Source organism: Salinispora sp. CH2A1_6, from assembly GCF_056820975.1.
Map to the genome: position 1 here is coordinate 575,088 of NZ_JBXEDG010000016.1, position 13,096 is coordinate 588,183.

At 71.5% G+C, this 13,096-nt stretch carries 12 protein-coding genes; all 12 read left to right on the forward strand.

Annotated elements, in window-relative coordinates; all coding sequences use genetic code 11:
- Nucleotides 1–6 precede the first annotated feature (6 nt).
- The 12 genes from AC1UKG_RS23745 (at nucleotide 7) to AC1UKG_RS23800 (ending at nucleotide 12,876) form a co-directional block, all read left to right on the forward strand.
- On the forward strand, nucleotides 7–1,536 hold the full coding sequence (locus AC1UKG_RS23745; RefSeq protein ID WP_482642393.1) for an APC family permease: 1,530 nt from the start codon (nucleotides 7–9) through the stop codon (nucleotides 1,534–1,536).
- On the forward strand, nucleotides 1,530–2,156 hold the full coding sequence (locus tag AC1UKG_RS23750; protein WP_482642392.1) for a GNAT family N-acetyltransferase: 627 nt from the start codon (nucleotides 1,530–1,532) through the stop codon (nucleotides 2,154–2,156). The genes AC1UKG_RS23745 and AC1UKG_RS23750 overlap by 7 nt, the downstream gene beginning before the upstream one ends.
- Nucleotides 2,153–3,190, forward strand: coding sequence for a CgeB family protein (locus AC1UKG_RS23755; protein ID WP_482642391.1), 1,038 nt, complete (start codon nucleotides 2,153–2,155; stop codon nucleotides 3,188–3,190). The genes AC1UKG_RS23750 and AC1UKG_RS23755 overlap by 4 nt, the downstream gene beginning before the upstream one ends.
- A gap of 2 nt (nucleotides 3,191–3,192) precedes the next feature.
- A complete protein-coding gene (locus tag AC1UKG_RS23760) occupies nucleotides 3,193–4,218 on the forward strand; it encodes a thymidylate synthase (RefSeq protein WP_482642390.1) in 1,026 nt (341 codons plus the stop codon).
- Entirely contained in the window at nucleotides 4,170–4,739 is a 570-nt protein-coding gene (locus AC1UKG_RS23765) for a nucleoside-diphosphate kinase (protein WP_482642389.1), read from the forward strand. Before AC1UKG_RS23760 ends, AC1UKG_RS23765 begins: the two co-directional genes overlap by 49 nt.
- Nucleotides 4,736–5,983, forward strand: coding sequence for a hypothetical protein (locus AC1UKG_RS23770; protein WP_482642388.1), 1,248 nt, complete (start codon nucleotides 4,736–4,738; stop codon nucleotides 5,981–5,983). Before AC1UKG_RS23765 ends, AC1UKG_RS23770 begins: the two co-directional genes overlap by 4 nt.
- Nucleotides 5,970–6,644: a 3'-5' exonuclease gene (locus tag AC1UKG_RS23775; RefSeq protein ID WP_026272902.1), complete on the forward strand. Its 675-nt coding sequence runs from the start codon at nucleotides 5,970–5,972 to the stop codon at nucleotides 6,642–6,644. Before AC1UKG_RS23770 ends, AC1UKG_RS23775 begins: the two co-directional genes overlap by 14 nt.
- Before the next feature lie 141 nt (nucleotides 6,645–6,785).
- Nucleotides 6,786–8,027, forward strand: a complete 1,242-nt coding sequence (gene fxlM, locus AC1UKG_RS23780; RefSeq protein ID WP_018820507.1) for a methyltransferase, FxLD system — start codon at nucleotides 6,786–6,788, stop codon at nucleotides 8,025–8,027.
- Nucleotides 8,028–8,039: 12 nt separating this feature from the next.
- The gene (locus AC1UKG_RS23785; RefSeq protein WP_018820508.1) at nucleotides 8,040–8,195 is read left to right on the forward strand and encodes an FxLD family lanthipeptide; all 156 of its coding nucleotides are present in this window, start codon (nucleotides 8,040–8,042) and stop codon (nucleotides 8,193–8,195) included.
- Nucleotides 8,196–8,264: 69 nt separating this feature from the next.
- Nucleotides 8,265–11,015, forward strand: coding sequence for a lantibiotic dehydratase (locus AC1UKG_RS23790; RefSeq protein WP_482643232.1), 2,751 nt, complete (start codon nucleotides 8,265–8,267; stop codon nucleotides 11,013–11,015).
- A complete protein-coding gene (locus tag AC1UKG_RS23795) occupies nucleotides 11,012–12,088 on the forward strand; it encodes a lanthionine synthetase C family protein (RefSeq protein WP_482642386.1) in 1,077 nt (358 codons plus the stop codon). The genes AC1UKG_RS23790 and AC1UKG_RS23795 overlap by 4 nt, the downstream gene beginning before the upstream one ends.
- Nucleotides 12,089–12,102: 14 nt before the next feature.
- Nucleotides 12,103–12,876, forward strand: coding sequence for a thiopeptide-type bacteriocin biosynthesis protein (locus AC1UKG_RS23800; protein ID WP_482642385.1), 774 nt, complete (start codon nucleotides 12,103–12,105; stop codon nucleotides 12,874–12,876).
- The last annotated feature ends 220 nt before the right edge of the window (nucleotides 12,877–13,096 follow it).

The window sequence follows — 13,096 nt, forward strand, 5'->3', positions numbered from 1 at the left end:
TTCACCATGTCCGTACCCGGCCCCCGGACGCCCGCCAGCAACGTTTCGCTGGCTCTGGCCCGCTCCCGTCTCGGCGTGTGGCCGGTGGTGTTCATCGTGATGGCCGCCGCCGCTCCGTTGACCGTGGTGGCCGGCGGCGCGACCACGGGTTACGCCGTGACCGGCGTGACCGGTATCCCGATCGCCTACCTCGCCGTTGCGGTGGCCCTCGGCCTGTTCTCCGTCGGCTACGTCGCCATGTCCCGCCGCGTCGTGAACTCCGGCGCCTTCTACACCTACGTCTCGCGCGGGCTGGGCAAGGTGTCCGGCGTCGGGGCCTCGTTCGTCGCGGTCGCGGCCTACAACACCATGCAAATCGGCCTCTACGGCGGGTTCGGTGCGGTGCTCGCCGCCCGACTGGAGGACTGGCTCGGCTGGTCGGTGCCGTGGGCGGTGTGCGCGTTCGCCGGCTGGGCGGTCGTGGCGGTCCTCGGGGTGCGCCGCATCGACCTCAACGGCCGGGTCCTCGCGGTAATCCTGCTGGTCGAGATCGCCGTCGCGGTGGTGTTCGCCATGGTGCAACTCGCCCACCCGGCCGACGGCAGGGTCACCTTCGACACCCTCGCGCCGAGCAACCTGATCGGCGCCGGGATCGGCGCGGCGCTGGTGACGGCCGTGGCCGGGTTCGTCGGCTTCGAGGGCACCGCGGTCTTCTCCGAGGAGTCCAAGGACCCGCAGCGCACCGTCGCCAAGGCCACCTATCGCGCCCTGGCGATCATCGGCCTGCTCTACGCCGCCTGCGCCTGGGCGATGTCGGTCGCGACCGGACCGGACCGCATCGTGGAGGCAGCGAAGGCCGACGGCACCGAGCTGATCTTCAACCTGGTCGCCCCGTACGTGGGCTCGTTCGTCGTGGATCTCGGGCACCTGCTGTTCGTCACGAGCCTGTTCGCCGCGCTGCTGGCCTTTCACAACACCGTGGCCAGGTACCTGTTCGCCCTCGGCCGCGAGCGAGTCCTGCCCCCGGTCCTTGGACGGACCAGCACCCGGACCCGCGCCCCGAAGGTCGGCTCGCTCGTGCAGTCAGGACTGGCCGCGATCGTCCTCGCCGTCTATGCGGCGATGGGCTGGGATCCGATCGTTCACCTGTTCTTTTGGCTCACCGTCGTCGGTGGTCTCGGCGTGCTGATCCTGATGGCCGGTACCTCGGTCGCGGTCATCGCGTACTTCGCCCGCCCGGCGAACCGCGACGGCATCAGCGGGTGGCGATGGCTGATCGCCCCCGCCCTCGCGGCTGCCGCGCTGCTGTGGATCCTGTGGGCCACCATCGACCAGTTCCACACGCTGCTCGGTGTCGAGGCCACCAACCCGCTGCGGTGGATCTTCCCCGGAGCGTTCGCGGTCGCGGCCGTGCTCGGCGTGCTGTGGGCGCTGGTGCTGAGGGTCGCCAAACCGGACGTGTATGCCGGCATCGGCAGGGGCGCGAACAGCGTCACCACCGAGCCGGCCACCCCGCTCGGCCAGCCGAACCCCACGCCGATCGCTAGCGGGTGGTGACGACCGTGGCCGCGTTCTCTCCGACCATTCGCCGCGCCACTCCGGCCGAGACCGACACCGTCGCCGCCGTGCTCACCGAGGCGTTCCTGCACGGCGACCTCGGCCCCTGGCTGGTCCCCAACGTCGACACCCGCGAGAAGGTGTACTGGCCGTACTTCCGGCTCCTCGCCGAGGGCGCGCAAGCCGCCGGCTGGATCGACATCACCGACGACCTCGCCGCCGTCGCACTCTGGTACCCGGTCGGCGACCGGTTCGACGTCGGGATCCCGAACTACGACACCCGCCTCGCGCAGGCGTGTGGCCAACACCTGCACCGGTTCGTCGCCCTCGACCAGGCCATGAACGAACACCACCCCACCGGCATACCGCACCACTACCTCGCCCACCTCGGCGTGCACCCGGACCGGCAACGCCACGGGCTCGGCAGCGCCCTGCTGGAGCACCACCGCAACCAGCTCGACGCTATGGGAATGCCCGCCTACCTGGAGGCCACCAGTAGCCGCCACGGCGTCCTGTACCGCCGCCACGGCTACCTACCCCGCCCGGGATACCGGCTATCGAAGGGACCGGAGCTGTACCCGATGTGGCGGCGCCCGCGCCCGACCGGGGAGGCGGAATGAGGGTCGGGTATAGCTGCTGGGGGTTCCTCGGTCCCGGGGTGGTGGACACGCCGGACGGGTCGCGGGCATACCGCCGCCCGCTGATCGACGGACTTACCGCCGCCGGTCACGAGGTGGTGCTCGTCCAGCGCAACCGGGACCTAGCCGAGGCGGGCCTGGATCTGCGATGCCAGTACACGTTCGGCGGGCTGCCCGACCTCGACGTGTTGATGTTGGAGTGGCGGTGGCCGCTGCCTGGCCGCAACACCACCCCGTGCGGCACCCCGGGACACGCCTGCGACCTGCACCGGCAAGCCGAGCTGCTGGAGCACTACACCCGCGCGTGCGGCACTCCGACGGTGATCTGGGACCTCGACCGGCAGCTCCCCGCCGACGACGCCCTCCGGGCGCTGCCCAACGTGACAGTGTGCGAGTTCGCCCTGCACCCGACCCCGGGGGCCACTACGCTGCTGTGCCCGGTGCCGGACGCGGCGCTGGACGCCGCCGACCCGGCCGCCCTCGGCGGGCTGGCCCGGACGGTGTCGCTGGTGTACGTCGGCAACCAGTACGACCGCGACGATGCCTTCGACCGCTACTTCGCCCCGGCCGCGCGGCAGGTCGGGCACCGGGTGGCCGGCAAGTGGCCGCGCACCGAGCGGTGGCCGCACGTCTACTTCACTGGCCGCTGCCCCTTCGCCGAGGTCGAGGCTATCCACCGGCAGGCCCTCGCGACGGTGCTGCTGCTGCCCGAGCGCTACAACGCGGTCGGGCATATGACGTCCCGGCTGTTCGAGGCGCTGCTCGCCGGCTGCCTTCCCCTGCTTCCCGCCGAGTTCGTCGGCGGGGAGGCGTTCGTGCCGCCGGTGCTGCGCGTCGCCGACGGGGCGGACGTGGTGCAGCGGGTCGAGCACCTGCAACGCATGGCCGGCACCGCCGAGCACGCGGACCTGATCGCGGCGTGTTTGAGCTTTCTCGAGCCGATGCGGCTGTCCCGGCAGGTCGCCGTCCTCGCCGACGTCTTCACCGCCCTGACCAGCCTGACCCCCCGGAGGTAGCCATGGTCTACGGTCCCACCTACGATAGCTTCCAGCAGGCGTACCTCGCGGTGCTGCGCACCGTCGCCCGGCGCTACCAGTACGAGACGGACGGGCGCGGCAAGAAGGCCCGGGAGATCATTAACAGTAGTTTCACGATCACCGACCCGGTCGACCGCAGCCCCTACCTGGCCGCCCGCCGCACGAACATCGTGTTCAACCACGCGGAGGCGCTGTGGTACCTGACCGGCCGCGACGACGTCGACATGATCGGCTACTACGCGCCCCGGCTGCGCGACCTCGCCGTCGAGGGCCGGCTCACCGGCACTGCCTACGGGCCGAGGCTGTTCACCCCGACCGGCGAGGATGGGCGCAGCCAGTTCGACCGGGTCGTGTCCCTGCTGCGCGAGGACCCGGACACCAAGCGGGCCGCCATGGTCATCATGCGGCCGGACGAGCTGACCGACCCGACGCACCCGGACGTGGCGTGCACCCTCGGCCTGCAGTTCCTGCTCCGCGACGGGCGGCTGCACGCTGCCGCCTACATGCGCGGCAACGACGCGGTGATCGGGCTGCTGTGCGACACGTTCTCGTTCACCTTCCTCCAGGAGTACGCGGCCCGCCGCCTCGGCGTCGAGGTCGGCACCTACGCCCACCACGTCGGTTCTATGCACGTCAACCTGCTCGACCTGGACCGCGTCGATGCGATCCTCGCCGAGGCCGCCGGGCCGACCGCCCGGCCGAGGTTCCCGGTTCCGCCGATGCCGGCCACCAGCCACGACGACTTGGCCCTGGTCATGGCGTGGGAGGAGGGCCTGCGCACCAACACGCGGCGCCTCGACCCGGTGCGCCTGGACCGCGTCCCGCTGCCGCTGTACTGGCAGCAGGTACTCGCCCTGTTCGAGGTGTACCGGCAGATCGTCCACGACCCCGACGGCACCGTCGGCCCGGACGCCATGGCCGCGTTGCATCCCGGCCACCGGTGGCTGGTCGCCGTGCGGTGGCCGGACCGGGTGCCCGCCACCATCCGGGCCGGGTGGCCGTCGTGACCACGCCGCCCGGGGTGGACTGGTCGGACTGGACCGTCATCCTGCTCAAGCCCGACTGCCTGGCCCGGGGCCTGCGCGAACCGGTCCTGGTCTGGGTCCAACGCGAGGTCCAGGTGGTCGACGTTCGCACGGTGTGGCCCACCGAGGAGCAGATCTTCGTCCACTACTCCGACATGCTTCCGCTGTCCGCGCAGATCGGCCGTGACGTGCCCGCCGAGTTGCGGCGCATCTTCGTCGGCCAACCCACGGGCCTTGCGCTGGCCTACGGTCCCAACGCCGCACCCCTGCTGCGCGAACGCCTCGGCCCCACCGACCCGGCCACCGCGCCGGCCGACACCATCCGGGGCTGGTTCGGCATCGACAGTCTGCGCGCCGCGATGGCGGACGGTCGCCTCGTGGACAACCTGATCCACAGCTCAGACACCGTCGAGGTCGTCCCGCGTGACTTCGACATCTGGTACGGCCCCGACGCCGCGCACCTGCTCCGCGCCCCTGCGACCCCTTCCGGAGGTACCCGGTGACCAGCACCCCCGCACCCACCTTCAGCTCCGGCCCTCGGCTGCTGCCGATCATGTCCGCCGACCAGCAGGCCGACCTGGACCCGTACATGGCGCAGGTTGTGGGCTACCGCAAGTCCGGGCTGAGCCTCAACCACATCATCGGCTGCCCGCTGGAGTGCGGCTACTGCGTGCGCCACTTCTGGGGCAACTTCGAGGTCAAGGTCCCGCACCTGCTTATGCCCACTGACGAGGCGATCGACCGGCTCGTTGGACACGAGGCGTTCCGCCCCGACGTGACCCCGATGCAACTGTTCAACAAGGCCACCGACCCGTTCCTGCCCGGCGTCAAACCGCACCTGTTCCAGGTGCTTCGCGCCTTGGACGCGAGCGGCTTCACCAACCACGTCCTGCTGATCACCCGGTTCAAGGTCACCGAGGCGGACATGGCCGCGTTGGAACGCCTGCAGCACCTGCGGGTCACGCTGCTGTTCACCTACTCCGGGATCAGCGACCCGCGCGTGGAGCCGATCGCCAAGAGCGAGATCACGGTGACGTCGATCCGCACCGCCGCCGCGCACAAGCGCCGTACCGGGGTGGTGCTGTACTGGCGGCCGATCGTGCCCGGCTGGAACGACGCCTCGGAGACGATGGCCCGAGTGCTCGACGTCGGCCGAGACGCCGATGCGATCGTTTTCACCGGCTATTACCACAAGTCAGAGAACGCCGACTACCTGTGCGGCCTGGGCGTCGAGGTGCCGTTCGGGGAGGATTACCACCGGCGCAAGACCATGCCCGCCGACCTCGACGCCGCCGTGGTCGCCGCCTGGCGCGCCTCCGGGATCAGTACGCCGCTGTTTCGCAAGACGAGCTGCGGGGTCGCCTACGCGCACGAGGTGGCCGACTACAACGGCCACTGGGGTGTGCGGGAGCTGTGCGACATCTGTCCGGCCGCCCAGCGAAAGCGCTGCGCCGACGACCACATCCAGCCGACGCCGGCCAGCATGGACCACATCCTCGGCCAGCTCGGCTACCAGACGCAGTACGTCATCGAGGACGGGCATGTGTGGACCCATGGCCTCGGCGAGCAGCGCCGCTACGCCATCCAGCACGGCCTGCGGTACCAGATCTGGGAACTCGACCAGCCCCACCACCTGCACGCCCACGGCCGGTCCCTCACCGGACACGGTACCGACGCCGCGCAGGTCGAGGCGTTCACGGCGGTGCGCCGGCAGTTCGAGCAGGAGGCGCGGTATGAAGATGACTGACCCCGACACCCGGCAGGACAGACCCATGACCGGCACCGACGCCTGGCACCAGGCCGACCTCGTCGCCCTGGACCTGGAAGGCAGCGGCGCCCAGGACCGCGACCACGAGGCCATCCTGGAGATCGCGCTCGTCCCGCTCGCCGCCGGGCAGCCGGCCCTCGCCGAGGCGTACGCCACCCTGGTCAACCCGGGCCGCCCCGTCCCCGCCCGGCCATGGATCGCGCCCGGACTGACTAACGACGTACTCAGCCGCGCTCGGCCGTTGACCGCGATCGAGCCCGAGCTGGCCGACCGCATCACCGGTCGGTGGCTCGTCGGGCACAACATCGCCGTCGACTGGCGCCTGCTGCACCGACGGTGCCCTTCCATCGCGCCGGCCGGGCTCATCGACACCCTGCGCCTCGCCCGCGCCTGCCGCATCGACGCTGGTGGGAAAAGCCTCACCACGCTGCTCGACCACCTCGGAATGACCGCCACAGTGACCCGGGCGGTGCCCGACGGCCAGCCACACCGAGCCCTGTGGGACGCCACCGGGGCGGCCATCCTCCTCGGCGGCCTCGTCACCCGACGGTGGCCTGCCGGTGTCGCACTTGCCGGCCTGTGCGCGGTGGCCGCCCTACCGGACCTCGCACCGGCGCAGGCACCGGAGACGTTGTTCTGACCCCAGCTCAGTACATGGGTCAGCCGAAATGATCCAACCGTGACGTGGCGAGTCGAGTCGCTAGCCGCGGTGTTGGATCTGAACAGCGAGAAGGCCGGGCCATCCAACCGGGCGGTCCAGATGAAAAGGAGAGTGCAACCAGTGAGTGTCGACACGGTGAGCGCCGAGGGCCTACATGCCGCCATGGTCGATCAGCTCGTCGCTGATCACGCGGACAAGGGACTGACGATGCGGCCCGAGGTGGAGGCGGCGCTGCGCGCCGTTCCCCGCCACCTGTTCACCCCTGATGCGCCGCTGGAGGAGGCGTACCGCGCCGACCAGGCCGTGGTCACCAAGCGGCGCGGCGACGAGGCCGTCAGCTCGGTGTCGGCGCCGTGGCTGATCGCGGAGATGCTCGGTCAGGCGGCCGACGCCATCGACGGCGGACTGCTCGTCCGGCACGTGTTGGAGATCGGCTCCGGCGGCTACAACGCGGCGCTGCTGCGCGAGCTGGTCGGTCCGGCGGGCTCGGTCACGACGGTGGACATCGACAGCGACGTGACCGACCGGGCCACGGCGTGCCTGGCGGCGGCCGGCTACGACGACGTGACGGTGGTGTGTGCCGACGCGGAGCAGCAGATCGGCCACGGCCGCTCCTACGACCTGATCATCGTGACGGTCGGGGCGTGGGACATCCCCCCGGCGTGGACCGGGCAGCTCACCGAGACCGGCACTCTGGTCGTGCCGCTGCGCACGTTCGGGATGACCCGCTCGTGGGCGCTGCGTCGGGCCGGTGACCGGCTGACCAGCCACAGCCAACGCCTGTGCGGCTTCGTGTCCATGCAGGGCTCCGGCGCGCACGAGATGCGCTACGTCGACATCGCGGCCGGCGTCCACCTGCGGCTGGACGAACTCCACAAGCAGGTCGACCCGGAGGCCGTCGGTGAGCTGCTGTCACAGCCACCGGCGCAGGAGTGGGCCGGGGCGAGCCTGCCGCCGCGCACCGTCCTGGCCGATCTCGACCTGTGGCTCGCGGCCCGTATCACGGATGCGGGGCAGCAGTTCGTGGTGCTCACCGCCCAGCAGGAGGCCATCGACGCCGGCCTCGTCACCCCGGCGTGGCGCTACGGCACGCCCGCCGCCCTGCACGGCGGCAGCTTTTGCTACCGCTCGGCGCTGCGCTGGACCGACGACCTGTTCGACGTGGGCGCCCGCGCGCACGGCCGCGACGCAGGCGCGGCGGCCGAGCAGATGGTCGAGCACATGCGTGCCTGGCTGGACGCAGGCAGCCCCTCGCCGGTGCTGCACGTCCTGCCCGCTGGAACTCCCGACGGCGATCTGCCGGCCGGGACGGTGCTGGACAAGCGGCACAGCCGCGTCGTCCTCACCTTCAACCCCTCGTAGGAAGGCAAGCACATGAACGAAACGGTCGTCCCCGAGTTCACCCTGGACGTCAGCCTGGTCGACGCCGGCCCTGCCGCGAACGGCTACGCCACCGGTACCGACGACAACTGCGGCTCGGGCAACACGGGCTCCAACGCCTGCACGACCCGCTGCGACGCCGGCAACTGACCGACCGCCCTTCACCGCCAGGCCCGGCGTCGCACGGCGCCGGGCCTGCCGACCCCCTCGGTGGTGCATATGGTTCCCGCGCCTGGTGCGGCGCTGATCAGAGTCGCCGCGTACCCGAGCGATCTCCACCTGCCCGGCTGGCCCAACTTGGCATCCAACGAACCCGAACAGTGGCGCAGGTGGCTGGCTACGGCGTGGGAATTGCCGCGTTTCGCGGCGGCCGTCACCTCGGCAGCGCCCGAGCTGGCCGGGCAGATCGCTCGGGCGGTAGCCGGCGAGCGGATCGCGGAGCAGCGGCTACGCCGGCTCGTAGGAGCAGCGGTCAAGTACCTGCTGCGGTGGACCACCCGCGCGACCCCGTTCGGCACCTTCGCCGGGGTCGCTCCGATCCAGTTCGGTGCTCACGCAGCGGTCCGGCTGGGCGAGGCTCACCACGCGGTCGCCCGCCCGGACGGTGAGTTCATCGCCGAGCACACCGCGCGGGCCGAACAAGACCTCGCCACCCTGCGCACCGTCGCCGTGGTAACGAACTCCCTAGGATTTCAGCGCGACGGCAGGTGGGTGCTGCCGTGTGCCCGCGCCGAGGGCGACCGGCGGTGGGACGTTGAGATACGCCTGACCGGCCCCGTCGAGGCGGCGATCCAGGCGGCACGGTCGCCGGTCGGGTTCGCCGAACTCGCCGCGAAGATCGCCGGTCCCGCCGACGTGGCCGCCGCCGAGCGACTGCTGGCCGGCCTGGTGCAGGTCGGAGTGCTGCTGTCGGCGCTGCGGCCGGCAATGACGGTCACCGACCCGGCCGCGCACGTGGCGGCCCACTGCGCCCTATCGCAACCCGGTCATCGGATCGCGGTCGACCTGCGCGCCGACGTCGCGGTGACGCTTCCCCCGGCGGTGCTGCGCGAAGCGGGTCGAGCAGCGGCGACCCTGGTGGCAGTGGCGCCGCCGCTGCCTGGATGGGGTGAGTACCACCGCGCGTTCATCGAGCGGTGGGGTCCGGGAGCGGCCGTGCCGGTCCGCGACGTGCTGAACGTGCTGGGGTTCCCTGCCGGCTACCGGGGATCGACCCGCCGCGCCCCGGCGGGGTTCACCGGCCGGGATCGGCTGCTCGGGCAGCTCGCGCAGCAGTCCGCGCTGGATGGGTGCGCCGAGGTGGTCCTCGACGACGCGCTGATCGGCCGGCTGCGCGCCGATGACGACCGGCCGCCGGTCCCGCACACCGAACTACGGTTCATCCTCGCCGCCGACACGCTGGGGGATCTGGACCGGGGTGCGTTCACCCTGACGGTGCTCAGCGGGTCACGGCACGCCGGGGTCTCCGCCGCTCGGTTCCTGCACCTTCTGACCCCGGCCGAGTTCGCCTCGTTCCAGCGGGTCTACCAGGAGTTGCCGACCGCCCAACCGGGTGCGGCCACCGTGCAACTGTCCGGCCCTCCGCTGGACGCCCGCCTCACGGCGGTGGCCCGCGCGCCCGAGCTGCTGCCGGTACTTCCGCTCGGCGACTTTCACCCCGCCCCACCGTGGACGGTGGAGGACCTGGCAGTGACCGGCGCCGGCGAGCGGTTGTGGCTGGTGTCGCAGAGCAGCGGCCAGCCCGTCGAGCCGCTGTTGTGCAACAGCGTCCTGCTGCCCTCCCTGCAGCAACCGCTGATGCGGTTCCTCGCCGAGATCTGGACCGCGTGGAGTGCGCCGTGCAGCCGGTTTGAGTGGGGCCACGCGGCCGGTCTGCCGTTCCTACCCCGCCTCCGGCGCGGACGCACCATCGTGCACCCGGCCCGCTGGATCATCGAGCGCGCCGCCCTGCCCGACCGAACCGCCGGCTGGTCGCAGTGGCGCGACACCTGGCAGCGGCACCACCACCAGCGGCATCTTCCGCAGCACGTCCTCCTCGGCGGCGACGACGTACGGCTGCGCCTGGACCTGGACAACCACGCGCACCTGGCGGTCCTGCGCGAGCACCTCGATCGGCACGCCCACACCGTAATCACCGAGGCGCCCGGCCCGGCGGGCTGGATCGACAACCGACCCGCCGAGCTGCTGCTCACCCTCACCCACCCGACGCCGGCCACCCGGCCAGCTCGACCGACCCGACCCGTCTGCACCATCCAGCACCGGCCCGGCCGGTCGCGGTGGCTGGAGGCACGCCTATACGGCCGGCTCGACGCCATCCTGACCGACCTCGCTGGCCGCCCCGCCGACCACCTACCGGCCGGCTGGTGGTTCGTGCGCTACCCCGACCCCGAACCCGAACCCCACCTGCGGCTGCGCATCCCGCTTCCGGACGTTGACCGGTTCGCCGACACCGCCCGCGACCTCGCCGCCTGGGTAGGGGACCTCCACGACCGCGCCCTCGTGCACGACTACAGCCTGCACCCCTACCGGCCAGAAACTCGCCACGGCGCCGGGGCGACCCTAGCCGCTGCCGAAGCGGTGTTCGCCGCCGACTCCCGCGCCGCGCTGCGCCGGCTGGCCGGCGACCGGCAGGCCACCACCGCCGCCGGCATGATCGCCATTGCCGACGGGTTCACCGGCGACGGCTTGGGTTGGCTTGCCGCCCATGTTCCCCAGCTCACCGGTCCCCGCCTGCACCCCGCGCAGCTAGACCTCGCCCGGAGGCCGTTCCGCGACGAGCAACTGGCCGCAACGTTGGCCGCCTACCGGACCTTGGCCGAGGAGGACGGGCTCGACCCCGACCAGATCCTCGGCGACCTGCTGCACCTGCACCACGCCCGGATGATCGGCGTCGACGCCGCTTCCGAACGGCACTGTCTGCGGCTGGCCCGCACCGTCGCCCGCACCGCGCACGCCCGGCAGGCGTCGTGAGCGCGGGACAGTCCCTCGCCGACGGCGCGGCCGGGGTCGCCCTGCTGCACCTCGAGACCGGGAACTGGCCCGCAGCGTGCGAGGCACTGCGCCAGGCCACCGCCGACGGCGTCAGCATCGCCGCCGGTGCCAGCCTCTTCTACGGCGCCCCCGCGCTCGCGTTCGTCCTCGCCGCCACCGACCAGCCGGGGCTCGCTCCGGCCCGAGCGATCACCGCGAAGGGCACCGCCACGGTGACCCGCCACCGGCTCGACACCGCGCACCGCCGCATCGACCGCGACGAGCAGCCACACTTCGCCGAGTACGACCTGATCCGCGGGCTGACCGGCCTCGGCGTCGCGCTGCGCAGGCTCGGCAATCACGACCTGCTCCGTCGAGTCCTGGACTACCTCGTCCGGCTCACCGAACCGCGAGGCGCCGTCCCTGGCTGGTGGTGCTGGAACGGCCCCGAGCGCGAGCAGCCGCCGCCGGCTGGCGGCCACGCGAACCTCGGGATGGCCCACGGCATCACCGGCCCGCTGGCATTGCTCGCCCTCACCCTGCGCGACGGCATCACCGTCGACGGACACGCCGAGGCAATCGGGCGAATCTGCCGATGGCTGGACACCTGGCAGCAGGACACCGACGGTACGACTTGGTGGCCGCAGACCGTCACCCTCACCGACCTACGCCGGGGTGCCCCGGATCAGCAGACCCCGTTACGGCCGTCCTGGTGCTACGGCACCCCCGGCATCGCCCGCGCCCAGCAGCTCGCCGCGAAAGCCCTGCGTGACACCGAACGGCAACGCCTCGCCGAAGCCGCCTTCGCTGGCTGCATCACCGACCCCGCACAGATTTCCCGATTCATTGACCGCAGCCTGTGTCACGGCACCGCCGGGCTTCTAGCCACCGCCCGGCGCATCGCCGCCGACGCGCACACCCCGACCCTCCTCGCCCCCATCGAGGACCTCCATCGGCACGCCGCCCCGGACACCGACGAACCCGAGGGGCTGCTCGTCGGCACCACCGGCGCAGACCTTGCCGCCGTCGCCACCACCGCAACCTCGTGGGACGCCTGCCTCCTGCTCGCCTGACGAAAGGGTCCGCCGTGGACGACAAGCCCTGGCAACAGATCAACGTCAGCTACCCCGGACAGACCTCGCAGGAACGCGAGGAGCGCGCGGTCGACCACCTCGGCCAAGTGCTTCCCGCCGCGCAGGCCGCCGGGCTGATCACCTCGTGGTGGTTCATCCGCAAAGGCGCCTGGCGCGTCCGCTACCTACCCACGTACCAGCAGCGCAGCCGAGAGCGGGCACACGAGCTGATCACCGATGGGGTGAGCTGGACCGGCGACATCTACGAACCAGAGACGTACGCCTTCGGCGGGGTCGACGCCATGACCGCGTCGCATACCCTGTTTCATGACGACAGCCGCGACCTCCTCAGCTACCTCCACCAGCACCCCGCCGACCGCCGGGAACGCTCGCTCGTCCTGTGCACCGCGCTCATGCGCGCGGCGACGCTCGACCTCAACGAACAAGGCGACGTCTGGGCACTGGTCGTCCAGCACCGCGCCGAACACCTCAAGCAGCCACCCGGTCCCAACACCCAGACATGGGAGGGCTTCACCGACAACGTCCGCCACCTGCTCACCGGCACCGCCCGTACTACCGACGACTGGCACGCCGCGTTCGCCAAAGCCGGTATGGAACTCCGACGCCTACGCGAAACCGGCCAACTCACCCGGGGTCTCCGTGCCGTGATCGCCCTACACGTGATCTTCCACTGGAACCGGCTCGGACTGCCCGCCACCACCCAGGCCACGCTCGCGCAAGCCGCCACCGAAGCCATCTTCGGCACCGCGCCCGCGCCATCGGGTTAGCACTCGACAGCGGCGGGCGACTGAGATCGCCAGCACGCCGAACCGACTCCATGGCGCCAGCGCCGCCGGGTGGATCCGGCTTGTTCCCGATCGTCGGCACTGTCATGCTGGCAGTCATCGGTACGCAACCAGGCGGGCACCTGTGGTAGTGCACGATCAACACATCAGCGTGGCAAGATCCGCGCCCGAAAATGGCGGACGCTCGGTCTCAGGCGCGGAG